22 protein-coding genes are annotated in these 22,060 nt (G+C 70.4%); 8 read left to right on the top strand and 14 right to left on the bottom strand.

Annotated features, from left to right (window positions below):
- Window positions 1-32: 32 nt before the first annotated feature.
- On the top strand, window positions 33-1,808 hold the full coding sequence (locus ACFC06_RS22825; RefSeq protein ID WP_375934589.1) for a PspC domain-containing protein: 1,776 nt from the start codon (window positions 33-35) through the stop codon (window positions 1,806-1,808).
- A complete protein-coding gene (locus ACFC06_RS22820) occupies window positions 1,801-2,004 on the top strand; it encodes a hypothetical protein (protein WP_375934586.1) in 204 nt (67 codons plus the stop codon). Before ACFC06_RS22825 ends, ACFC06_RS22820 begins: the two co-directional genes overlap by 8 nt.
- Before the next feature lie 369 nt (window positions 2,005-2,373).
- Here the strand turns inward: ACFC06_RS22820 and guaA are convergent, their stop codons facing one another.
- Window positions 2,374-3,948, bottom strand: coding sequence for a glutamine-hydrolyzing GMP synthase (guaA, locus tag ACFC06_RS22815; protein ID WP_375934583.1), 1,575 nt, complete (start codon window positions 3,946-3,948; stop codon window positions 2,374-2,376).
- An 81-nt stretch (window positions 3,949-4,029) separates the two neighbouring features.
- Here guaA and ACFC06_RS22810 point away from each other — a divergent pair, with 81 nt between their 5' ends.
- Window positions 4,030-4,830, top strand: coding sequence for an alpha/beta fold hydrolase (locus ACFC06_RS22810; protein ID WP_375934581.1), 801 nt, complete (start codon window positions 4,030-4,032; stop codon window positions 4,828-4,830).
- Here the strand turns inward: ACFC06_RS22810 and ACFC06_RS22805 are convergent.
- Together ACFC06_RS22805 and guaB are read right to left on the bottom strand one after the other, a co-directional pair.
- A complete protein-coding gene (locus ACFC06_RS22805) occupies window positions 4,827-5,981 on the bottom strand; it encodes a GuaB3 family IMP dehydrogenase-related protein (RefSeq protein ID WP_375934578.1) in 1,155 nt (384 codons plus the stop codon). The genes ACFC06_RS22810 and ACFC06_RS22805 overlap by 4 nt on opposite strands.
- 111 nt (window positions 5,982-6,092) lie before the next feature.
- Window positions 6,093-7,637: an IMP dehydrogenase gene (gene guaB, locus ACFC06_RS22800; RefSeq protein WP_278264994.1), complete on the bottom strand. Its 1,545-nt coding sequence runs from the start codon at window positions 7,635-7,637 to the stop codon at window positions 6,093-6,095.
- A 219-nt stretch (window positions 7,638-7,856) separates the two neighbouring features.
- Here guaB and ACFC06_RS22795 point away from each other — a divergent pair, with 219 nt between their 5' ends.
- The gene (locus tag ACFC06_RS22795) at window positions 7,857-8,270 is read left to right on the top strand and encodes a DUF5319 domain-containing protein (RefSeq protein ID WP_022567296.1); all 414 of its coding nucleotides are present in this window, start codon (window positions 7,857-7,859) and stop codon (window positions 8,268-8,270) included.
- Between the two features lie 120 nt (window positions 8,271-8,390).
- On the opposite strand, the gene ACFC06_RS22790 is transcribed toward ACFC06_RS22795, so the two are convergent.
- The 3 genes from ACFC06_RS22790 to ACFC06_RS22780 all read right to left on the bottom strand — a co-directional run bounded on the left by ACFC06_RS22790 (window position 8,391) and on the right by ACFC06_RS22780 (window position 10,969).
- On the bottom strand, window positions 8,391-9,380 hold the full coding sequence (locus tag ACFC06_RS22790; protein WP_375934574.1) for an anti-sigma-D factor RsdA: 990 nt from the start codon (window positions 9,378-9,380) through the stop codon (window positions 8,391-8,393).
- 109 nt (window positions 9,381-9,489) lie between these two features.
- On the bottom strand, window positions 9,490-10,068 hold the full coding sequence (locus tag ACFC06_RS22785; RefSeq protein ID WP_278264992.1) for a sigma-70 family RNA polymerase sigma factor: 579 nt from the start codon (window positions 10,066-10,068) through the stop codon (window positions 9,490-9,492).
- A gap of 157 nt (window positions 10,069-10,225) precedes the next feature.
- Window positions 10,226-10,969: a hypothetical protein gene (locus ACFC06_RS22780; protein WP_375934571.1), complete on the bottom strand. Its 744-nt coding sequence runs from the start codon at window positions 10,967-10,969 to the stop codon at window positions 10,226-10,228.
- A gap of 711 nt (window positions 10,970-11,680) precedes the next feature.
- On the opposite strand from ACFC06_RS22780, the gene ACFC06_RS22775 reads away from it, so the two are divergent.
- The 3 genes from ACFC06_RS22775 (at window position 11,681) to ACFC06_RS22765 (ending at window position 12,967) form a co-directional block, all read left to right on the top strand.
- Entirely contained in the window at window positions 11,681-11,974 is a 294-nt protein-coding gene (locus tag ACFC06_RS22775) for a WhiB family transcriptional regulator (protein ID WP_278264990.1), read from the top strand.
- 125 nt (window positions 11,975-12,099) lie between these two features.
- The gene (locus ACFC06_RS22770; RefSeq protein WP_278264989.1) at window positions 12,100-12,717 is read left to right on the top strand and encodes a sigma-70 family RNA polymerase sigma factor; all 618 of its coding nucleotides are present in this window, start codon (window positions 12,100-12,102) and stop codon (window positions 12,715-12,717) included.
- 1 nt (window position 12,718) lies between these two features.
- Window positions 12,719-12,967 (top strand): hypothetical protein, encoded by a 249-nt coding sequence (locus ACFC06_RS22765; RefSeq protein ID WP_375934567.1) that lies wholly within the window; start codon window positions 12,719-12,721, stop codon window positions 12,965-12,967.
- A gap of 63 nt (window positions 12,968-13,030) precedes the next feature.
- On the opposite strand, the gene groL is transcribed toward ACFC06_RS22765, so the two are convergent.
- Both groL and groES read right to left on the bottom strand, forming a co-directional pair.
- On the bottom strand, window positions 13,031-14,638 hold the full coding sequence (groL, locus tag ACFC06_RS22760) for a chaperonin GroEL (protein ID WP_375934564.1): 1,608 nt from the start codon (window positions 14,636-14,638) through the stop codon (window positions 13,031-13,033).
- An 84-nt stretch (window positions 14,639-14,722) separates the two neighbouring features.
- Entirely contained in the window at window positions 14,723-15,022 is a 300-nt protein-coding gene (gene groES / locus ACFC06_RS22755; RefSeq protein ID WP_110037083.1) for a co-chaperone GroES, read from the bottom strand.
- A gap of 361 nt (window positions 15,023-15,383) precedes the next feature.
- Between groES and ACFC06_RS22750 the strand changes: the two genes are divergently transcribed.
- Window positions 15,384-16,907, top strand: a complete 1,524-nt coding sequence (locus tag ACFC06_RS22750; RefSeq protein ID WP_375934561.1) for an Hsp70 family protein — start codon at window positions 15,384-15,386, stop codon at window positions 16,905-16,907.
- A 57-nt stretch (window positions 16,908-16,964) separates the two neighbouring features.
- On the opposite strand, the gene tsaD is transcribed toward ACFC06_RS22750, so the two are convergent.
- The 6 genes from tsaD to alr form a co-directional block, all read right to left on the bottom strand.
- Complete coding sequence (tsaD, locus tag ACFC06_RS22745; RefSeq protein ID WP_375934558.1) at window positions 16,965-18,011, bottom strand: tRNA (adenosine(37)-N6)-threonylcarbamoyltransferase complex transferase subunit TsaD; 1,047 nt, start codon at window positions 18,009-18,011, stop codon at window positions 16,965-16,967.
- A 40-nt stretch (window positions 18,012-18,051) separates the two neighbouring features.
- A complete protein-coding gene (gene rimI / locus ACFC06_RS22740) occupies window positions 18,052-18,546 on the bottom strand; it encodes a ribosomal protein S18-alanine N-acetyltransferase (protein ID WP_375935704.1) in 495 nt (164 codons plus the stop codon).
- A 29-nt stretch (window positions 18,547-18,575) separates the two neighbouring features.
- On the bottom strand, window positions 18,576-19,268 hold the full coding sequence (tsaB, locus tag ACFC06_RS22735) for a tRNA (adenosine(37)-N6)-threonylcarbamoyltransferase complex dimerization subunit type 1 TsaB (protein ID WP_375934555.1): 693 nt from the start codon (window positions 19,266-19,268) through the stop codon (window positions 18,576-18,578).
- A 65-nt stretch (window positions 19,269-19,333) separates the two neighbouring features.
- Window positions 19,334-19,789, bottom strand: coding sequence for a tRNA (adenosine(37)-N6)-threonylcarbamoyltransferase complex ATPase subunit type 1 TsaE (gene tsaE / locus ACFC06_RS22730; RefSeq protein ID WP_278264982.1), 456 nt, complete (start codon window positions 19,787-19,789; stop codon window positions 19,334-19,336).
- Complete coding sequence (locus ACFC06_RS22725; protein ID WP_375935701.1) at window positions 19,782-20,840, bottom strand: alpha/beta fold hydrolase; 1,059 nt, start codon at window positions 20,838-20,840, stop codon at window positions 19,782-19,784. Before ACFC06_RS22725 ends, tsaE begins: the two co-directional genes overlap by 8 nt.
- 11 nt (window positions 20,841-20,851) lie before the next feature.
- A complete protein-coding gene (alr, locus tag ACFC06_RS22720; protein ID WP_375934551.1) occupies window positions 20,852-22,015 on the bottom strand; it encodes an alanine racemase in 1,164 nt (387 codons plus the stop codon).
- Window positions 22,016-22,060 lie beyond the last annotated feature (45 nt).

Below are 22,060 nucleotides of genomic sequence, written 5' to 3'. Positions count from 1 at the left end.
CGAAAGGGCTGGTCGGGCCCACCATGGAGAACATGACCAGAGCGAGCTTCGGCGACCAGATCCAGCAGATGTGGCACACGCGGCCCGTCCGGCTGCCGCGGCAGGGACCGATCGCGGGTGTGGCGGCGGGGTTCGGGCTGCGCTACGGCGTGGATCCGGTGCTGCTGCGGGTGGCGTTCGTGGTGTCGACCATTTTCGGCGGGGCGGGCATCGTGCTCTACCTGCTGGCCTGGCTGGTGCTCAGCTCGGCGGGCAACGAGGCCTCGGCGGCGGAGGCGCTCTCGGAGCACCACCACGCGCACGGCTCGCACTCGCAGACCAAGACGATCGTGCTGATCGTGGCGCTGGCCATCGCGGTGTCGACCATGGGGCCGATCGGGTTCGGCATGGGCGGGTCCGGGGTGCTCAGCATGGGCCTGATGCTCGCGGGCTGGTGGATGCTCTATCTGCGTCATCCGGAACTGCCCGCCGGATTCGACGCCTACCGGACCGTGCGGCCGGCCCCCTATCCGGCGGCGGGCTATCCGACCGGCGCGCCCCTCGGCGGCTACCCCTACCGCCCGGATGTGGCGACCGGGATGTACACGCCGTACACCAAGCTCCCCGACTCCTACGTCCCCGATCCGGCGACCGCGGTCATCCCCCGCGAGGAAACCCGCACGGACACCGCGGAATCCACACCGATCCTGCGGGTCGAACACACGGAAACCGTCGCCCTGCACAAGGACGCGGCAGCGACGCCGACTCCGGCCGCCGCTGCCGCCCCGGAGTCCGGCGAAACATCCAGCGCCGCAGCCGATTCCGACCAGTCCGTCACCCCGGACACGGTGCGAGACGAAGCAGTCGTCACGGCCCCGGCGGCTCAGGACCTCACAGAGACCGAATCACCTGGCACCGCAACCGATTCAGCTGCTGATCCGGAGGCGGATGCGCGGATCACGGACACGTCCGTCACCGATCGGGACCAGCTTCACGACATATCCACCACCTCGCCGAGCGCTGACACCCCCGTGAACCTCGGTAAGCACGAGCAGGATTCGCCGCGAGCCGACACCCCGGAGGAATCCGGTGGCCCCACCACGGTCCTGCGCAAGGAACCCTCCTCCCCTCGGCTCGCCGCACAGGTCCCCCAGGGCTGGGACCCCCTGGCCATCGCCCCGCTGGCCTGGGAGCTACCCGAACCCGCGCCCCTCGGGTACACCCCGGTGGTGCCCGCACCGCCGGTGCCGAAACGGCCGCGTTCCCGGCTCACCCCGATCACCATCGGTCTGGCCATCCTGGCCGCCGCCGTCGCCGGGGCCGCCGCGGCGTCGGGGGTGGAGTGGATGACCCCGGCGCGGATCGCCGCCGTCGCACTGGCGGTGGTGGGGCTCGGGCTCGTCGTCGGCGCGTTCCTGCGGCGCGGGTACGGGCTGCTGGTGCTCACCGCGCCGCTGGCCGGGTTCGTGCTGCTGGCCTCGCTGATCGGGCCGATCGAGTTCGACGGTGCCACCATGGGGGAACGCACCTGGGCGCCCACCTCGGTCACCGAGCTCGAACCGAGCTACGCGGTGAACATGGGTTCGGGCACACTGGATCTGCGTGGCATGACGCTCACCGAGAACCGGGCCGTGGAGGTCTCGGTGAACATGGGTGAGGCGATCGTGCTGCTGCCCGAGGCGATGACGGTGCGGACGACCTGTGACGTCCGGGCCGGTGACGCCTCGAGTTGCGTCGACGGGCTGTCCGGGCCCCAGACCCCGAACGCACCGGTCCTCGACCTGCGGGTCGATGTGCGGATGGGTAGTGCGGAGGTGCATCGTGGCTGAACCGACCGAAACCCGGCGCCGCCCGGCCTTCTCGCTGCTGTGCACGGGCCTGCTGGCCCTGGCCCTGAGCGTATGGGCCCTGCTCGGCGCACCGACCCCCGACAACGGCGTCCTGCCGATCGGCTGGGGCGTGGTGATCGCCGCCAGCGTCATCGGCCTGCTACTGGTGCTCTCGCCCCGGCGCAGACAGCACTGACCGAGGAAACCACCGACCCATGAATCAGGAATGGCCCGTCACCACGACGGGCCATTCCTGTTGGAGGACAACGGTAATGACCGAGCCCACCCCACTCGCACACCTGCTGACCCGCCGCACACCAGCTGCCTACGGTCTGCCGTTGGGCCGCCTGCTGTTCGGGAGCTCCCCACTGGGAACCCCACACTCGGCACTCACCGAGCCCCCGCATCCCGACCTCGAGGAGGGATCGCCGCGCAGCGGCGGTTCGCGCCCGTCCCGTCGCTCAGGTGCCGTTTCGTAGGCGACGAAGGAGCAAGAAACGGTGCCTGAGCGACGGGACCGCCGGGGGCGCGAACTCGAGCGCGCCAGCGCTCCGACCAACACCGCTCACTCCCACTCGATGGTGCCCGGCGGCTTGCTCGTCACATCGAGGACCACGCGGTTGACCTCGGCCACCTCGTTGGTGATGCGCGTGGAGATGCGCTCGAGCACGTCGTAGGGCAGGCGGGTCCAGTCGGCGGTCATCGCGTCCTCGCTGGAGACCGGGCGCAGCACGATCGGGTGACCGTAGGTGCGGCCGTCGCCCTGCACACCGACCGAGCGGACATCGGCCAGCAGCACGACGGGGCACTGCCAGATCTGCTTGTCCAGGTCGGCGGCGGTGAGCTCCTCGCGGGCGATGGCGTCGGCCTGGCGCAGCAGGTCAAGGCGGTCGGCGGTCACCTCGCCGACGATGCGGATCGCGAGGCCGGGGCCCGGGAAGGGCTGGCGGGCGACGATCTCCTCGGGCAGGCCCAGTTCGCGGCCCACGGCGCGGACCTCGTCCTTGAACAGCAGCCGCAGCGGCTCGACCAGGTCGAACTCGAGGTCGTCGGGCAGGCCGCCGACATTGTGGTGGCTCTTGATGTTGGCGGTGCCGGTGCCGCCGCCGGACTCGACGACGTCCGGGTAGAGGGTGCCCTGCACCAGGAACTCGACCTTCGGCGCGGTGCCGTCGCCCTGCTCGAGCACGATGCCCGAGACCGCGTCCTCGAAGGAGCGGATGAACTCGCGGCCGATGATCTTGCGCTTCTCCTCCGGATCGGAGACGCCCTTCAGTTCGCCGAGGAACTTGTCGACCGCGTCGACGGTGACCAGCTTGGCACCGGTCGCGGCGACGAAGTCCTGCTGCACCTGCTCGCGCTCACCGGCGCGCAGCAGACCGTGGTCGACGAACACACAGGTGAGCCGGTCACCGATCGCGCGCTGCACCAGCGCCGCGGCGACCGCGGAATCGACACCGCCGGACAGGCCGCAGATCGCGTGCCCGTCGCCGATCTGCTCGCGCACACTCGCGATGAGCGACTCGGCGATATTGGCGGGGGTCCACTGCGGCGGGATGCCTGCCAGGTCGTGCAGGAAGCGGCTGAGCACCTGCTGGCCGTGCGGGGAGTGCAGCACCTCGGGGTGGTACTGGACACCGGCCAGGCGGCGCGCGCGGTCCTCGAACGCGGCGACCGGAGCGCCGGCGGTGGTGCCGGTGACCTCGAAGCCCGCGGGGGCGTCGGTGACGGCGTCGCCGTGGCTCATCCAGACCGGCTGGATGGTCGGCAGGCCGCCGTGCAGCACGCCGCCGTCGATATTGAGTTCGGTGCGGCCGTATTCGCGGGTGCCGGTGTGCGCGACGGTGCCGCCCAGGGCCTGCGCCATCGCCTGGAAGCCGTAGCAGATGCCGAACACGGGCACGTCCAGCTCGAACAGCCGGGCGTCGAGTTGCGGTGCGCCCTCGGCGTACACGCTCGACGGGCCGCCGGACAGGATCACGGCCAGAGGCTGCTTCTCGGCGATCTCCTCCACCGTGGTGGTGTGCGGAATGACCTCGGAGAACACCCGCGCCTCACGCACCCGGCGGGCGATCAGCTGGGCGTACTGTGCGCCGAAGTCGACGACGAGGACCGGTCTCTGAGTTTCTGCCACCGCCACAGTTTAGTGACGGCACACGACAGCCGAGCTGGCGGCCCATTCCTTGCGCGCGGGCCGGTGGGGCTGGCTATCCTCGTGCACGTGCCATTCGCCCGCGCGATCGATGCCGACATCTACTACGAGGACAGCGGTGGCACGGGGCCGGTGGTGTTGCTGGCCCACGAATTCTTCATGGACCGCACGATGTTCGCCTCCCAGCAGGCCGCGCTGGCACCGGAATTCCGCATCGTGGCCTGGGACGCGCGCGGGCACGGGCGCACCAGGGATCAGCGGCTGCCGTTCACCTACTGGACCGCCGCGCGCGACGCGCTCACCGTGCTCGACACCCTCGGGGTGGAACGCGCCGTCGTCGGCGGCACCGCGCAGGGTGGGTTCACCGCGCTGCGCACGGCGCTGGTCGCGCCGGAACGGGTCGCCGCGCTCATCCTGATCAGCACCGAGGCCCACGGCCCCACCCGGGAACAGTCGCGCGCCACCCAGCGCTTCCTCGACGAATGGCACGACCGAGGGTCGCGCAGAGAAGCCGCGGGCAGGCTCGCGGACTGGCTGATCGGCGACGACGACTGGTATCGCGGCATCTGGACCCGCCGCTGGGTCGGCGACGCCCACAACGGCCTCGACGCCGCCGTGGGCTGCCTGCTCGGGCGCGATTCGGTGCTCGACCGGTTGCGCGAGATCACCTGCCCCGCGCTGATCATCCACGCCACCCACAGCGGCATCACCGGGGACCGGGCGCGCACGCTGGCCGACGGGCTCACCGCCTCCACCTACGTGGAGATCGACGGAGCCCGCCTGGCCGTCACGATGACCCACCCGGAACCGGTGAACACCGCGATCGCGCGGTTCCTGCGCGACCGGGTCTCGCTGACGCCCGCGCGCTAGCGGACGCTGAGCCCGACCTTCTGGAATTCCTTGAGGTCGGAGTAGCCCGCCTTGGCCATCGACCGGCGCAGGCCGCCGACCAGGTTCAGCGAACCGAACGGGTCGTCGGAGGGGCCGTAGAGCACGCGCTCGAGGCTCGGGCGCGCGGCGGCGCCGTCGGGACCGTCCAGCCAGGACTCGTCGACCGGCAGGAACGAGCCGCGCGGCACCGAGGGGTGCGCGGTGGCCGAGGGCCAGTACCAGCCGCGACCGGGCGCCTCGGCGGCGGCCGAGAGCGGCACACCCAGCATCACGGCGTCGGCGCCGCAGGCGATGGCCTTGGCCAGCTGACCGGAGGTGGCCACGTCACCGTCGGCGATGACGTGCACGTAGCGGCCGCCGGTCTCGTCGAGGTAGTCGCGGCGCGCGGCGGCGGCGTCGGCGATGGCGGTGGCCATGGGCACGCCGATGCCGAGCACCTCACCGGTGGTGGTGGCGCCGGGGAAGGAGCCGTAGCCCACGATGACGCCCGCGGCGCCGGTGCGCATCAGGTGCAGCGCGGTGCGGTGATCGCTGACGCCACCGGCCACGACCGGCACATCCAGCTCGGCGATGAAGGTCTTGAGGTTGAGCGGCTCGCCGTCGCCCACGTGCTCGGCGGAGATGATGGTGCCCTGCACCACCAGCAGGTCCACGCCCGCCTGCACCAGCGCGGGGGTCAGCGCGCGGGCGTTCTGCGGGCTCACCCGCACCGCGGTGGTGACCCCGGCCGCGCGCACCTCGGCGACGGCGGCGGCCAGCAGATCGGGCTGCATCGGCGCGGCGTGCAGTTCCTGCAGCAGCGCGATCGCCTTCTCGTAACCCCCCTTGTCGACCAGATCGATGAGCTGGTCGATCTTGGACTGCACGTCGGCGTGCCGGGCCCACAGGCCCTCGCCGTTGATCACACCGAGGCCACCGCGGCGGCCCAGCTCGATCGCGAACTGCGGGGAGACGAGCGCGTCGGTGGGGTGCGCGAGCACCGGGATCTCGAAGCGGTAGGCGTCGAGCTGCCAGGCCAGCGAGACCTGCTTGGACGAGCGGGTCCGCCGCGAAGGCACGATGTCTACGTCATCGAGCTCGTAGGTACGACGGGCGACCCGCCCCATCCCGATTTCCACCATGTCACGCACAGTTGCTCCCTGTGTTCGGGCGCGCGTGTGCGCGCGTTTTCACGATCCTGAACGACCGCATGGCTGTGCGCCGGGAGCGTACCTCCCGGCGCACAAACGCATCTATTGTACTCAGCCGCGGCCGGTGTAGTTCGGGGCCTCGACGGTCATGGTGATGTCGTGCGGGTGGCTCTCCTTGAGGCCCGCGGCGGTGATCTGCACGAACTGGGCGTTCTGCAGGTGCTCGATGTTCTGCGAGCCGGTGTAGCCCATCGCGGCGCGCAGGCCACCGACGAGCTGGTGGATCACCTGGTTGACCGGGCCGCGGAACGGCACACGGCCCTCGATGCCCTCGGGGACCAGCTTGTCCTCGGCGAGCACGTCGTCCTGGAAGTAGCGGTCCTTGGAGTAGGACTTGGCCTGGCCGCGGCCCTGCATGGCGCCGAGAGAGCCCATGCCGCGGTAGCTCTTGAACTGCTTGCCGTTGACAAGGATCAGGTCGCCGGGGGCCTCGGCGGTGCCGGCGAGCAGCGAGCCGAGCATCACGGTGGAGGCACCGGCGGCGATGGCCTTGGCGACGTCACCGGAGTACTGCACGCCACCGTCGGCGATCACGGGCACACCGGCCGGCTTGCACGCGGCCACGGCCTCGAGGATGGCGGTGATCTGCGGCGCGCCGACACCGGCGACCACGCGGGTGGTGCAGATGGAGCCGGGACCGACACCCACCTTGACAGCGTCGACGCCCGCCTCGACCAGCGCCGCGGCGCCCGCCCGGGTGGCGACATTGCCGCCGACGATCTGGATGCGGTCGCCGACCTCGGCCTTGACCTTGGACACCATCTGCAGCACCTGCGACTGGTGGCCGTGCGCGGTGTCGACGATCAGCACGTCGACCCCGGCGTCGGCCAGCGTCATCGCGCGCGACCAGGAGTCCTCGCCGACACCGATCGCGGCACCGACCAGCAGGCGGCCGTCGCGGTCCTTGGTGGCGTTGGGGTACTGGTCGGTCTTGACGAAGTCCTTGACGGTGATCAGGCCACGCAGGCGGCCGTTGCCGTCGACGATCGGCAGCTTCTCGATCTTGTGGCGGCGTAGCAGGCCGAGGGCGGCCTCGGCGGTGACACCCTCCTGGGCGGTGATCAGCGGCGCCTTGGTCATCACCTCGTCGACGCGGCGGTCCTGGTCGACCTCGAAGCGCATGTCGCGGTTGGTGATGATGCCGACCAGCGCGCCGGTCTCGTCCACCACGGGCAGACCCGAGATGCGGAAGCGCGCGCACATGGCGTCGACCTCGGCGAGGGTGTCGGTGGGACGACAGGTGACCGGATCGGTCACCATGCCCGCCTCGGACCGCTTGACCGTCTCCACCTGGGCCGCCTGATCGGCGCCCGAGAGGTTGCGGTGCAGCACACCCATACCGCCGGCGCGGGCCATGGCGATGGCCATGCGCGCCTCGGTGACGGTGTCCATCGCCGAACTCACCAGCGGGGTGCGCAGGGTGATGTCACGGGTGAGCCTGCTCGAAGTCTCGACGGAGCTGGGGATGAGATCCGAGGCCGCGGGCAGCAGCAGCACGTCGTCGAACGTGAGGCCCAGCATGGCGATCTTGGTCGGATCGTCGCCACCCGTAGGAGGGCGCACCGCGATTCGTTCGCCCGGCACGGGATTACTCATTCGGATCGACCCCTCCTGGTCGTCGGAGCCACCGACGCTGGAGATGCAACGCGACGACAGCTGGAACGGGAACGCTTGGATGGTCGGTGAGAACAAAGTCGCCGACGCCTGCATTCCATGGTATCCGGCGGGTGTTTCGCCCTGCGAAGTGAGCCCTTCCGCAAAACTTGCCCGGTGCATCGCTGGCGCAGACCACCGAGTACTGCGTACCGTGGGGATGTGCGTGACCATCTACCACCTGGCCTGCCGCCGGATCCCTTCGCCGGAGACCCCTCCGACCCGTCTGCCGCGCTCGACGCTATCGAGCCCGGTGAGCCGCTGGATCCTCATGAGCGCCTCGCGGTCGAGGAAGATCTCGCGGACCTCGCCGTCTACGAAGCCCTGCTGGCCCATCGCGGGATCCGCGGGCTCGTCGTGAGCTGTGAGGATTGTCGGCAAGATCACTACCACGACTGGGACATGCTGCGGGCGAACCTGCTGCAGCTACTCGTCGACGGCACCGTCCGTCCGCACGAGCCCGCCTACGATCCCACCCCCGAGGCCTACGTCACGTGGGACTACTGCCGCGGCTACGCGGACGCGTCCATGAACGAGGCGTTCCACGGCGACGGATTCGACGGCTTCGACAACTGAGCACGCCGCTCGCGGCATCGCTCCCCCGCTCCGGTCACGCGTGCGCGGGGGACGATGCGCCGGGCACCCGGACACACGACGAAGGCCCCGAACCAGTGGTTCGGGGCCTTCGTCGTCGATTCAGGAAACCGGGACCGAGGGCGGCACCGGCAGATTGGTCACCGCGGGCGGTGTCTGCAGGGTCGGTGGCACCGTGGGCTGCGACGGCCGGGAGGTCGGGACCGCGGTCGGCACGGTGACCGGCGGCTCGACGACGGTCGTCGGCGGGTTGGTCGTCGCCGGGGCGGTCGGTTCGACCGTCGCCGGCGGCGGGGTGGTCACCGGGGGTTGCGTCGGCTCGACCGGCTTGGTCTCCGGGGCGGGCGTCTGCATGATCACCGGCGGCTCCGGATCAGTGGTGCCGGGCTCCGGCGAGGTGCCGGGACCGGTCGGCGCGACCGGGGCCGTGGTGGCCGGGTTGGGCGAGGGTTGCGGCTGCGCCGGCGACGGTGAGGTCGGCTTGGTCTCGCCGGGGCTCGACGGCACCGTGGTCGGCAACTGCGCGCCGATCTCCGGCGCCATCCGGACCAGCTGATCGCGCAGGATGTTCCACAGCGCGATCATCTCGTCGCGCTTGGCCTTGTCGTCGATCTGGCCCGCGGTGGCCGAGGCCTGCTCGAGGCGGGCCCGCGCCTGCTCCGCGTTGCCCGTGTCCAGCAGGCTCTGCGCGGCGGCCAGGTCGTCGCCGGCGTACTTCACGACCGTCGACTGGGCCTGTTCGCTGAACACGACCTCCTTGACCCGCCACAGCGGATCACCGGGAGCGGCATTGTAGGAGAACGCCGTGATACCGCCGAAGACCACGGCCAGCGCCGCGGCGGCTCCGAGGAGCGGGCGTACCAGACGTAGACGTCCGCGCGAGGATGCACCGACTCGAACCTGCCGCGCGCCGATCTCCTGGTTGACCGCCGCGAAGACGGTGTCCAGATCGGGGCCCGCGGGCATCGGTTCGGCCAACAGGTCGGCTCGCCAATCCGCGAGCAGCGACGCCAGCTGGAATTCTTCGGGGCTGTCGGTACGGACCGGTCCGTCGCTCGCGATCGCGTCGATCAGCGCATCGTCGCTGCGCACCGCCGCGATGTCGACCGGACCGGAATCACCGGCTTCCTCGGCGGCTGAGGGACCGCTGTCGTGCGACCCACGCCAAACCTTCCGGTCGCCTCGACCGCGCTCGCCATCCCTAGCCATACATTTCACCTGCCCTCGCCACTTGTGACTTCAGTTTCGCGAGTGCCCTGTGCTGGGCTACTCGTATCGCCCCCGCCGTGCTGCCCACAGCGGTTGCGGTCTCTTCTGCCGACAGACCCATGACCAAGCGCAGGATCAGGATTTCCCGATGTTTCTCGGGGAGCGTGGCCAGCAGAGTGTTCATCTGCCTGCTCGTCTCCGAGTCGAGAGCTCGCTGCTCCGGTCCCTGGTCGGTGGATATGACATCTGGTACTTCGGCCATCGCCTCCGCCTTGTTACGGGCGGCGTTGCGATGGGCGTCGGCGACCTTGTGCGAAGCGATGCCGTACACGAAGGCCATGAAGGGCCGACCCTGATCCTGATAGCGGGGCAGGGCGGTCATCACAGCCAGACAGACCTCTTGCGCAACATCATCCGCGGAGAGCTGCCCGCGCTCCGCGGCACCGATCCGAGCACGGCAGTAGCGAACCACCAACGGCCGGATCAGTTCCAGTACCTGAGCTAAAGCGGCCCTGTCGCCCTGCGCAGCCGCAGCGACGGCGAGGTCCAACTCTTCGCCCATATGCGTCATCGTCAGAGATTTTCCTGGCGTTACGAGTGGCGCGGTCAGATGTGACCGAGCTTCCACCGAAGTGGTGGAACGGAACTAACAATAGCGACCCTTCGATCCGTCGCCAGCCACCCTGCACCCTTCTGCGAAACCTCTCAGCAAGATCACCGGCGGCGCATCAGCGAGTCGGCAGGATGAAATCCCCGCCGAGCTCGCGGATTCGTGCCGCATGATCAGCGGCTTCGGCCGCGGCGGCCGCCGCGACGGGCGGTTCGGCGACACCGGCGCGCAGCATCGCGCAGGCCCAGCGCAGGGGCAGCAGGCCGTGGGCGGCGCAGTCGCGGTCGACCCGCGCGGCCTGCTCCGCCGCCGCGGCGAGGTCGCCGGCGGCGGCGGTGGACGCGGCCAGCAGCAGGGCCGATTTCACCCGGTGCCGGACCGAGGGCAGCGCCTCGGCGAGCTCGACGGCCCGCTCGGCGTCGGCCAGTGCGGGCGCCGCGGCACCGCCGGCGAGGGCGGTCTCGGCGCGCACCCAGTGCCAGCGCACCCGCGCGCGGGGCGGGGCCGCGGCCAGCAGGGGTTCGACGCGGCCGAGCAGGCGGTGGGCCAGGGCGAGTCGGCCGGTGCCGAGCGCGTCGGCGGCCAGGCCGGTGTAGGCGTCGGCCAGCGCTTCGGCGCGGGCGGGGCCGGTGGCACCGAGCGCGAGCGTGGCGGCGCGGCCGTCGAAGGCGGCGGCCGCGGCGTGTCCACCGAGCTGACGCAGCAGCGAACCGCGGGTGCTCTCGACCAGCGAGCGCGGGCCCGGATCGAGGGGGGTGCGGGCGAGCCACAGGAGGTCGGCCCTGGCGGCGGCGTAGCGCCCCTGCGCGCCCAGCGCGACGGCGCGGTGCCAGCGCGCGAGGGGGCCGGGCGGGTCCGGCAACTCCGCAGCGCCGCGACCGGGGGTCGCCCCGAAAGCCGTCGCAGCGAGTATTTCGGATCCGATATCCCCGGGTGAAGCCGTTGTCCGCACGCCGAGACTCTAGCCGCCGCCCCCGGCCGCGCGTTCCCGTGATATGCCCGGGTGGCCGCCGATCAGCTACCGGTCAGCTTTTCTTTCGTGGATCGATGTTGCCATCAGGTAAATCTCCGCCGGTGGCCGCCGCTGCCGCAAAGTCTCGAATTCACATGCGTTTCGCGCAATTAACCTCGGCGCCCCGTTTCGGCCATGTCGGCGGACCCCGCGCGGCGGGTCCACTGTGACCCGAGCCACTGGGTCCGGCCGTGCCGTCACGGACGAAACCCGGCCCTGACCGGCGCGACCTGGGGAAACGTCAGATTCCGCGGCCCGCGCGCCCGGATCGATCCATAGCCAACCGAACAGTATGGACGGAGTGAGTGTGAAATGTAAACAGTGCGCAGGTTAAATTTCAGCGATGCCGATTTGTGGAACCAATGCGCCGAACTATTGACGGAAATTCCCGCCTGCCCCTAACGTAGCTCACCGTCACGGTAGGCGCCGCGCGAAATTACAGCGACCCACACCGGGTGACACCGTCAGGCACCGTCGAGCCGGCCACCGCGAGGTGGCACCGAGACCTGCCGCACCACTCGCTCGACAACGCTGACGAGCTCGCACCACAAGGAGTTCACCATGCCCATGCCCACTCACCTTCCCGGCCCGAACGCCGACGTCTGGGATTGGCAGATGCGAGGCTCGTGCCGCGGCCAGGACTCCGCCGTCTTCTTCCATCCCGACGGCGAACGCGGCCGCGCCCGCACCGCGCGCGAGATGCGCGCCAAGGAGATCTGCCGGGCCTGCCCGGTGCTCATGCAGTGCCGCGCGCACGCCCTCAAAGTCAGCGAGCCCTACGGCATCTGGGGCGGGATGTCGGAGACCGAACGCGAGATGCACGCGCGCCGCAACCGGCGTCGTATGGCCGTCTAGATACTTCGGCAAATCAACTCCCATCCTCCCGGCCCGGCGCGCCGAATCTCTAGCAAACAGCTGGCACGCGTTCAAAGCACCCCCGGGCGAAGGGAGGTCATAGCCGCGGGCTAGATTCGTGACCGATGACACAGAATGGGTTCCGAAGCGAAGCCTTCCCACCGAGCGTGGATTCTGCGGTTACCGCACGCGCGGCCGAAGGAGTCGAGCTAGCTGCACTGTTGGAACGATGCGGCCTTGCCGACCAGCAAGCGTTCGCCGAACTGTACGACCGGACGTCGGCGCGCGTCTTCGGCCTGGTCCTGAGGGTGCTCCACGACCCCGGGTACGCGGAGGAGACCACGCAGGAGGTCTATCTCCAGATCTGGCGCACCGCAACGAGTTTCGACCCCACCAAGGGGTCGGCGGTGACCTGGCTGATGACGCTGGCGCACCGGCGCGCGGTCGATCGGGTTCGTGCCGAGCAAGCCCACACCCAGCGCGAAGTCGCCTACGGGATCCGGGTCCTCGGCAACGAGTTCGACGAGGTCACCGAGGAGGTGGAACGCAGACTCGAACAACAGGCCGTCCAGCGCGGGCTCTCGACTTTGACCGAGACCCAGCGCGAGGCGATCTCGCTCGCCTACTACGGCGGGCGGACCTACGCGGAGGTGGCACAGTACCTCGGCATAGGGTTACCGACCGTTAAGTCCCGGATTCGGGACGGATTGACACGACTGAAGAAAAGTTTGGGGGTGACGTGAGATGAACGAAGCCCAGATCGATCTCGCGCACACCGTCGCGCTCGGATTGATCGACGACGAAGACCATCACGCGATCCAGACCATCATCGATACCGACGACCCGGCACTCTGTACCGAGTTCCTGCGCGAGGTCCGCGACACCCGCGGCACCCTCGCGCTCCTCGCGGAGCTCACCGCCACCGCCCCGCCCCCGTCCCTGCGCACCCGTTTACTGACCGCGCTGGCCGAGGAACCCCCGGTAGCCAGCTAGCCATGAACGAGAAAGGCCCCCAGACCGCATCGCGATCAGGGGGCCTTCGTCGTCTCAGCTCACTCAGTGCGCGTGGCCGTGGCCGTGGTCGGCTTCTTCCTCGACCGGCTTGTCCACGATGGCGCTCTCGGTGGTGAGGATCATCCGCGCGACCGAGGCGGCGTTCACCACGGCGGAGCGGGTCACCTTGACCGGGTCGACGACACCGTCGGTGAGCAGGTCACCGTAGGTGAGGGTGGCGGCGTTGAAGCCTTCCTTGCCCTCGGCGACCTTGCTGACCACCACGGCACCGTCGAGGCCCGCGTTGGTCGCGATCCAGAACAGCGGCGCCTCGAGGCCCTTGCGGACCACCTCGACGCCGACGGCCTGGTCACCGGTCAGCGAGTCGCGCAGCTCGACCAGCGCGGTCGCGGCCTGCACCAGCGCCGAACCACCGCCGGGCACGATGCCCTCCTCGACCGCGGCCTTGGCCGCCGCCACCGCGTCGTCGACGCGGTACTTGCGCTCCTTGAGCGCGGTCTCGGTGGCCGCGCCGACCTTGATCACCGCGACGCCACCGGCCAGCTTGGCCAGGCGCTCCTCGAGCTTCTCGCGGTCCCAGTCGGAGTCGGTGGCCTCGATCTCGCGACGCAGCTGCGCGCTGCGGGCGGCGATGTCGTCCTCGGTGCCCGCGCCGTCGATGAGCACGGTCTCGTCCTTTGTGACGACGACGCGACGCGCCTGACCGAGCTGCTCGACGGTGGCCTCACGCAGGGTGATGCCCAGGTCGGGGTTGATCACGGTGCCACCGGTGACCACGGCCAGGTCGTCGAGGAACGCCTTGCGGCGGTCACCGAAGAACGGCGCCTTGACCGCGACGGCCTTGATCGTCTTGCGGATGGAGTTGACCACCAGGGTGGACAGCGCCTCGCCCTCGACATCCTCGGCGATGATCAGCACGGCCTTGCCGGACTCGGCGATCTTCTCCAGCAGCGGCAGCAGATCGGGCAGCGAGCTGATCTTGTCGCGGTGCAGCAGGATGTAGGCGTCCTCGAGGACGGCCTGCTGGGTCTCAGGGTCGGTCTGGAAGTAGGGCGAGAGGTAGCCCTTGTCGAACTGCACACCCTCGGTGATGACGAGCTCGGTGTGGGTGGTCGAGGACTCCTCGACGGTGACCACGCCGTCCTTGCCGACGGTGGTGAGCGCCTTGCCGACCATCTCGCCGATCTCCTCGTCCCGCGAGGAGACGGTGGCGACCTGGGCGATGGCCTGCTCACCGGAGACCGGGGTGGCCGCGGCCAGCAGCACCTCCGACACCTTGTCGGCGGCCAGCGCGATGCCCTGGCCGAGGGTGATCGGGTTGGCGCCCGCGGCGACGTTCTTCAGACCGCCGCGCACCAGCGCCTGGGCCAGCACGGTGGCGGTGGTGGTGCCGTCGCCCGCGACGTCGTTGGTCTTGGTGGCGACGCTCTTGACGAGCTGGGCGCCGAGGTTCTCGAAGGGGTCCTCGAGGTCGATGTCACGCGCGATGGTGACACCGTCGTTGGTCACGGTCGGGCCGCCGAAGGCCTTGGCCAGCACCACGTGGCGGCCACGGGGGCCGAGGGTCACCTTGACGGCGTCGGCCAGCTTGTCGACACCGCGTTCCAGAGCCCGGCGAGCCTTCTCGTCGAACTCGATCTGCTTGGGCATAGGGGATTCGCTCCTGTGTGAGAACGCGAGCCGCCCCGGGGTCGGTTGACGACGCCGGGGCGGAACGCGAATGCGGCGTTGGCCTTACTTGGTGACGACGGCCAGGATGTCGCGAGCCGAGAGGATGAGGTATTCCCCACCCTGGTACTTGATCTCGGTGCCGCCGTACTTGCTGTAGATGACGACGTCGCCTTCCTTGACGTCGACGGGGATGCGGTCACCCTTGTCGGTGATCCGGCCCTCGCCGACGGCGATGACGGTGCCCTCCTGCGGCTTCTCCTTGGCCGTGTCCGGGATGACCAGGCCGGAGGCCGTCGTCGTCTCGGCCTCGTTGGCCTGGACGAGGATCTTGTCCTCGAGCGGCTTGATGTTCACGCTCGCCACGTTGAGCCCTCCACTTTCAGGGGAATTCGGTCGTCCGGAACTGGTGTCCCGGACCGGGTTTCGGTCAGCTTGCGACTCTGCGCATCAGCCCCGTCGTCGCGGGTGCCGGGACCCCTGCCCAGTAGTCGGCTGGCACAAGTACAGCTACACAGTGCCGACTAGCACTCTATATGTGAGAGTGCCAGCGCTCAAGGCCGGGTTCTGCCAATGTCGCATTTTCGACACGCCCACACTCGCCAGTGATCTTCACATCGGTTGCAACAATCTGTAACGTTCGCATAACAGGCTGTGACAGAGTATGCATACGTTCCATTCGAGATGGTCGGCCACCGCGGAACCATCCGCTCGAAGGGAGGTGAACATGCGAACATCCCTCGGCATCTCGGCCGGGAACGAGGTGGTGTGCTCCGCACTGGTCGCCACCGGACCATCCGGCGAACAGCACTTCGACTACCGCGTCGTCTCCGCCGACGCGGCCCATTCCGATCTCGGCGACCTGGTGTCGTCCTCGATCGAGCTGATGACCACCCAGTTACCGGTCTCGGAGACGGCCGGTCTGATCGGCGAGCCGCTCGGGCGCTACTCCACGGGCGTGCACCGGCGCACCGAGTCCACCCGCACCCGTCCGCCGACCAGCGTCGCCGTGGCCTACCGCGACAAGGAACAGGCGCAGGCCATCCGGGCCGCCACCACCCGCCGCCGTGATCTGCGGCTGGTTCCCGAGGGCACCGCCGCGCTGTCCTACCTCCGCGAGACCGGTCTGCTCGACCGCTACGCCACCGTCGCCGTGATCGACCTCGGCGCGACCGGGCTCAGTGTCACCGTGGCCGACTACGCCGACGGTTCGGTGCTGCACAGCGAGCGCACACCCACCCTCTCCGGCAACGCCATCGACGAGCTCATCTACCACCACCTCGTCGACCTGCACTACGCCCGCCGCGGGGCCCGCCCCAACCGCGCCACCCTCACCAATCGTGGCCGCGCGGCCAAGGAACACCTCTCGATCGCGCCCGCGGTGACCATCGACCACGTGGCGGGTCAGCCGCTCAAGCTCACCCGCTCCGATTTCGAGGAGCTCATCGGCGGGCTGCTGCGCAATATCGCGCTGTTCTCCAGCTCGGTGTTCAGCCGCGCGCCCAGGTACCCGGAGGCTGTCGCGGTGATCGGCGGCTGCGCCAACATCCCCGCGGTGGTCGACACCCTCGGCGCCCGCCTGGACATGCCCGTGCTCACCGTGCCCGACCCGGAGGCGGTGATCGCCAAGGGCGCCGCGCTGGTCGCCGACGCGGCGGCACCGTCGGCCTTACCCGCGGCCTTACAGGGCGCCTCGCTGACCGACGTGCCCAGCGGCACCGTCACCAAAGTGGTCGGCACACTGGCCGGCGCGGTCGTGGTCGTCGGCCTGGTGATCGGCTACGGGGTGCAGGCCATCGCGCCCGACAGCACCGACGTCACCCCGGCGGGCACCAGCAGTTCCGTGCGTCAGTCCCCGTCCTCGCCGATGCCCGCTCCGGCGCCCACCCCGCAGAACGACGAGAGCACCGATCGGCCCGGCACCGCGCCCGTCCCGCCGGTCACCGGGGTGCCCGGCACCTCCGCGCCCACCACCACGGTCCCCGCGCCGACGACCACCCCGTCGACCCCCGGCCCGTCCGGTTCGCCGTCGAGCACCGCGCCCACCCTGCGTCCCGACCCGAACCTGCCGCAGATCCCCTACCCCGAGTCCCCGCTCGGGCCGATCGACAGCGGCTCGTCGCGCCCCGGCCAGCAGCGCCCCTCCACGCCCAATACCCAGTCGCCTGCCCGCAGCGTCCTCCCGATCCCGCCCGAGGTGGCACCCAGCGGAGTGGTGCCCAGCGAGGCGCTCCTGCAGCCGGTCGGCTGAGCAGCCTCGGCGCCGAAGTGCGGACCGATGGCACTCGGCAGCCGATCGGCGAACGTGTCAGCCGCGCAGCGCGCTCACCGACACCGGCAGACCCGGATCGGTCGCCACCGTCAGCTCGGCAGGCTCGGCTCCCGCCGCGATCACATGCGCGCCCAATGCCGCGATCATCACCCCGTTGTCCGTGCACAGCCGTGGCTTGGGCACGCGCAGGGTGAGTCCCGCTGCGGCGCAACGTTCTTCGGCCAGCGAGCGGATGCGGGAGTTGGCGGTGGCGCCGCCGCCGAGCACGATCGTGTCGACACCCACGTCGGTGGCCGCGCGGACCGCCTTCATGGTGAGCACATCGGCGACCGCTTCCTGGAAGGACGCGGCGATATCGGGGATCGGCAGTCGCTCGGGCGTGATGCCCTGGCGCTGCGCGGCCTCGACATAGCGGGCGACCGCGGTCTTGAGGCCGGAGAAGGAGAAGTCGTAGCGGGCGTCGCGCGGGCCGGTCATGCCGCGCGGGAAGGCGATGGCGTTCGGGTCGCCGTCGCGGGCGGCCGCGTCGAGGTAGGGGCCGCCGGGATAGCCGAGGCCGAGCAGCCGGGCGACCTTGTCGAACGCCTCGCCCGCGGCGTCGTCGACGGTGCTGCCGAGCTCGGTGATCGGCGCGCCCAGATCGCTGACCTGCAACAGGTGCGTGTGCCCCCCGGAGACCAGCAGCGCCACCGCGGGCGGCAGCGGGCCGTGCTCGAGGGTGTCCACCGCGACGTGCCCACCGAGGTGGTTGAGCGCGTAGAACGGCACGTCCCAGGCCGCCGCGTACGCCTTGGCCGCCGCGACCCCGACCAGCAGCGCACCGGCGAGGCCGGGCCCGATGGTGACGGCGAGCGCGTCGGGCTTGCTGATCCCGGCCGCGGCCAGCGCCCGGCGCATGGCGGGCACGATCGCCTCGAGATGCGCGCGCGAGGCGATCTCGGGAACCACACCGCCGAAACGCGCGTGCTGGTCGACGCTGGAGGCCACCTCGTCGGCGAGCAGCTCGAGCGTCCCGTCCGGGTGGCGCCGGACGATACCGACTCCCGTTTCGTCGCAGGAACTCTCGATACCCATGACGATCACGCCGACGCCTCGTTCCGCTTCATCCGCACTGCCGATCCGGTCACGACAGCACCTCGTCCTGTCTGCCGCGCGCCGCCCATTCGTCGGCCGCGGCCGTGAGTTCGGGGCGGCGCATGGTGTACGCGTCGGCGCCGCTGGGGTGGTAGTAGTTCTTGCGCAGCCCGATGATGTGGAAGCCGTGCTTGGCGTAGAGCGCGATGGCGGGCGCGTTGTCGGTGCGTACCTCCAGGAACACCGGGCCGCCGCGTTCGGCGGCGGTCGCCAGCAGCGCCTCCAGCAGCAGCGTGCCGATGCCGCCGCGATGACACTGCGGATCGACCCCGATCGTGTGCACCTCGGCCTCGGGATGCGCGGCGTCACCGAGCAGCGCGATGCCCGCGTAGCCGACCATGGCGCCGGACGCGTCGCGCGCGGTGATGTAGCGGTTGTGCGCACCGGCCAGCTCGGACCGGAACGAGACGGCCTGCCAGGGATCGTCCTCGGGGAACAGCAGGTGTTCGAGTTCGACGCAGCGATCGATGTCGTGCACCGTCATCGGCTGGATCCGGAACTCGGACACGGCGGTCACGCCCCGGTCCGGTCGAGGGTACGGAAGGCGTTCTCCACCGCGTCGGGCCTGCGCAGATACAGCGGCACCAGCGCCTCGGGCGCGGTCCCGGCCAGCAGCGCGTCGGCCGCCACGGTGACCAGCCCGGCGGGCGAGGGGGTCTCCACGGGCAGTACCGGCAGGTCGAAGTAGTCCACGTGCGCGGCCGACCCGGCGATCGCGCCCGCCTCGGGCACCGGCACGTCGGCGGGCTTGCCCACCTCGGGCCCGGCCACGCGCGCCCCGTCCAGGTATCGCGCCCAGTACACCTCGCGCCTGCGCGCGTCGGTGACCACCAGCAGCTCGCCCCGGCCGCGCGGCTCGTCGGCGGCGTCGGCGGCGATGGCATCGAGACTGCACACCCCGTGCACCGGTAGCCCCAGCGCGTCACCGAAGGCGGCGGCGGTGGCCATGCCCACCCGCAGCCCGGTGAACGGCCCCGGCCCGATGCCGACGACGACGGCGTCGAGCTCGGTGCGGCTCACCCCGGCTTCGGCCAGGCATTCCAGGATCTGCGGGGTGAGGACCTCGGCGTGGGCGCGGGCGTCGACCTTCACGCGGGCAGACAGCGTCGCCACGGCGGGCCGGGTGTCCGCGTCGGCGGCAGGTGACAGGTGCACCAATCCCGCTGTAACGGCGGGTGTCGCGGTGTCGACTGCTAGTACGAGCATGATTGTCTCAACAATACCGGGTGGTATCCGCGCTCGGCGCGCACCTGGCCACGGTGGTCGGCGAGTTATCCGATCCATTCCCAGATGGCTGTGCGCACATCGGATTCCGGTTCCCGGGCGAGTTGCACCCGCAGGTGCCGTTCGGACAGGTGCTCGACCACACCCTTGCCCCACTCCACGACGACGACCGCGTGGTGCAGGTCGGTGTCGAGGTCGAGCGCGTCGAGTTCGTCGAGGTCACCGGCGAGGCGGTAGGCGTCCACGTGTACCAGCGGCACCCCGGGCGAGCCGTCCGGGCGCTGTCCGGCCTTGTGCGCGCGGGCGATGATGAACGTCGGCGAGCTGACCCGGCCCGCCACTCCGAGACCGGCCGCGATTCCCCTGGTCAGAGCGGTTTTACCGGCGCCGAGCGGGCCGTCGAGGACCACCAGGTCGCCCGCGCGCAGGTTCTCGGCGAGTTCGCGGCCGAAGGCCTCGGTGTCCTCGACGGTGGTCAGGGTGCGCTGCTGGGGGTCAGCCACCGACGGCCTCCTCGCTGTGTCCGCCGGTCACGCCCGCGCGGGCGAGCAGCCGGTCGAGTGCGTCGAGGGTCACCTCGGGGAACTGCAGGTGCGGCATGTGCGCCGCCTCACGCACCCGCACCAGCTCGCTGTCGGCCAGCGCGGTGGCGAGCACCCGCGAGTTGCGGAACGGGATCACCAGGTCGTGCGCGCCGCCCAGCACCAGTACGGGCTTGCCCGCCAGCACCAGCAGCGCGGCCGATTCGTCGTGCAATTCAATCGCTTTCAGGAATTTCTCGATGGTGGCGACCGGGGTGCGGTCGATCATCATGGTGGTGAAGCGCGACAGGGTCGGGCTCACCGGACCGTGGAACGAGCTCACGTGCAGGATCGGCGTGATCAGCTGCTTGCTCGCGGTGCGGCTCACCTGCACCAGCGCGGGCGCGCTGCGCACCGCCATCCGGAATCCGCCGACCGCCGGATGACGCAGCAACTGCGGAATCCCGGTGGAGGTCACCTCGGCGGCCGCGGTGCACCACAGGCCGACCCCGATCACCCGGGTGGCGAACAGTTCGGGGAACTGCGCGGCCGCGGCCAGCACCGACATCCCGCCCAGCGAATGCCCGATCAGCACCACCGGTCCGCTGGGCGCGCACTCGCGCACCACCGCGGCCAGGTCGCGCCCGAGCTGTTCGACGGTGCAGCTGCCGGTGGCCGGGGTGCCGGAGCGGCCGTGTCCGCGCAGGTCGAAGAACACCATGCGCACCCGGGTGCCCCACTGCCGCGCCAGATCCCGGCGCTGGAAGTGGAAGGACTCCATGCTGTTGCAGAACCCGTGCACGAACACGATCGTCACCGCGGCCGAGTCGTCGCCGTAGGTGCGGGTGGCCAGCGAGACCCCGTCGTCGGCGAGGACGACGCCCGGCTCGTCGGAATCGATCAGCGCGAAGTTCTCGTCGCGGTACTCGTCGCGTTCGGCGGGCCAGCGCACCCGCGCCCCGATCCGGCGCAGGGTGTGCGCGACGGCGAGCGCGCCGAGCAGTCCGGCCGTGGCCAGTCCGCCGCGCAGCATCACCCGCCTGCTCACGAGCCCGCCCCCACGTAGCGCCGCACGGCCCGCCCGCGCGGGGCGCACACCACCTCGTAGTCGATGGTGTCCAGGGCCCTTGCCCAGTCGAGCGCGTGCGGATGCCCCGCGCCGCCGCCGAAGAGCACCGCCGTGTCGCCCGCCTGTACCTCGCCCGGATTGTCGCCCAGGTCGACCATGAACTGGTCCATGCACACCCGCCCGACATTACGGTGCAGCGCGCCGCCCAGCCACACCTCGAAACGCCCGCTCAGCGAGCGGAACACCCCGTCGGCGTAGCCCGCGGGCACCAGCGCGACGGTGGTGTCGCGCGGGGCGATCCAGCGGTGACCGTAGGACACGCCCTCCCCCGCGGCCACCCGCTTGACCAGCGTCACCTGGGCTTGCAGCGTCATCGCCGGTCTCAGCCCGAAGTCGCCGAGCTCGGGTATCGGCGAGAGCCCGTAGACCGAGATGCCGGGGCGCACGAGGTCGAAGTGCAGATCGGGCCTGGTCAGCGTGGCCGCCGAGTTCGCGATGTGCGCCTGCTCGGGTTCCAGGCCCTGCTCCTTGGCCTGCGCGAGCGCGGTGACGAACCGTTCGCGCTGCTCGTCGATCATCGGATGACCGGGCTCGTCGGCGTGCGCGAGATGGGAGAAGATCCCGCGCAACCGCAGCGTCCCCTGCTCCACCATCGTCCGCAGCGCGGCCAGGACCTGCGGATACTCCACCGCCGACACCCCGTTGCGATTGAGTCCGGTATCGACTTTGAGACTGACGATCCCGGTGCGTCCCACCGTCCGCGCCGCCCGCTCGACCGCCCGCAGCTGCGTCAGCGAGGACACCCCGATCTCGACATCGGCCGTGATCGCCGCGCCGAAATCGGCGTCGATCGTATTGAGCCAGCACAGAATCGGCGCCGTGATCCCCGCGTCCCGCAGCACCAGGGCCTCGGCGACCGTGGTCACCCCGAGTTCGGCGGCCCCCGCCCCCAGCGCGGCCCGCGCCACCGCCACCGCGCCATGGTTGTAGCCGTCGGCCTTGACCACCACCATCACCGCCGCGCCCCGCGCGTACTCGCGCAGCACCCGCACGTTGTGGGCAATGGCATCCAGGTCGATAACCGTCTCCACTTGCGCATTCACAACCCCTGATCCTGCCAGGACGACCCCCGTTCCCATTGCGCGGCCCGGTCGCCACCATTAGCGTTGCCGCCGAAGGGACCT

This window comes from Nocardia sp. NPDC056064 (genome assembly GCF_042266925.1).
GTDB lineage: Bacteria > Actinomycetota > Actinomycetes > Mycobacteriales > Mycobacteriaceae > Nocardia.
This window is presented reverse-complemented; position numbering and strand designations above follow the sequence as displayed.

What these genes read in the sequence shown, in the direction of transcription:
- ACFC06_RS22825 (WP_375934589.1), top strand. Translation starts at nt 33, where the DNA reads ATGACCAGAGCGAGCTTCGGCGACCAGATCCAGCAGATGTGGCACACG.
- guaB (WP_278264994.1), bottom strand. Translation starts at nt 7,637, where the DNA reads ATGAGTAATCCCGTGCCGGGCGAACGAATCGCGGTGCGCCCTCCTACG.
- ACFC06_RS22785 (WP_278264992.1), bottom strand. Translation starts at nt 10,068, where the DNA reads ATGACGCATATGGGCGAAGAGTTGGACCTCGCCGTCGCTGCGGCTGCG.
- ACFC06_RS22775 (WP_278264990.1), top strand. Translation starts at nt 11,681, where the DNA reads ATGCCCATGCCCACTCACCTTCCCGGCCCGAACGCCGACGTCTGGGAT.
- ACFC06_RS22770 (WP_278264989.1), top strand. Translation starts at nt 12,100, where the DNA reads ATGACACAGAATGGGTTCCGAAGCGAAGCCTTCCCACCGAGCGTGGAT.
- ACFC06_RS22765 (WP_375934567.1), top strand. Translation starts at nt 12,719, where the DNA reads ATGAACGAAGCCCAGATCGATCTCGCGCACACCGTCGCGCTCGGATTG.
- groL (WP_375934564.1), bottom strand. Translation starts at nt 14,638, where the DNA reads ATGCCCAAGCAGATCGAGTTCGACGAGAAGGCTCGCCGGGCTCTGGAA.
- ACFC06_RS22750 (WP_375934561.1), top strand. Translation starts at nt 15,384, where the DNA reads ATGCGAACATCCCTCGGCATCTCGGCCGGGAACGAGGTGGTGTGCTCC.
- rimI (WP_375935704.1), bottom strand. Translation starts at nt 18,546, where the DNA reads ATGACGGTGCACGACATCGATCGCTGCGTCGAACTCGAACACCTGCTG.
- tsaB (WP_375934555.1), bottom strand. Translation starts at nt 19,268, where the DNA reads ATGCTCGTACTAGCAGTCGACACCGCGACACCCGCCGTTACAGCGGGA.
- ACFC06_RS22725 (WP_375935701.1), bottom strand. Translation starts at nt 20,840, where the DNA reads ATGCTGCGCGGCGGACTGGCCACGGCCGGACTGCTCGGCGCGCTCGCC.
- alr (WP_375934551.1), bottom strand. Translation starts at nt 22,015, where the DNA reads ATGGGAACGGGGGTCGTCCTGGCAGGATCAGGGGTTGTGAATGCGCAA.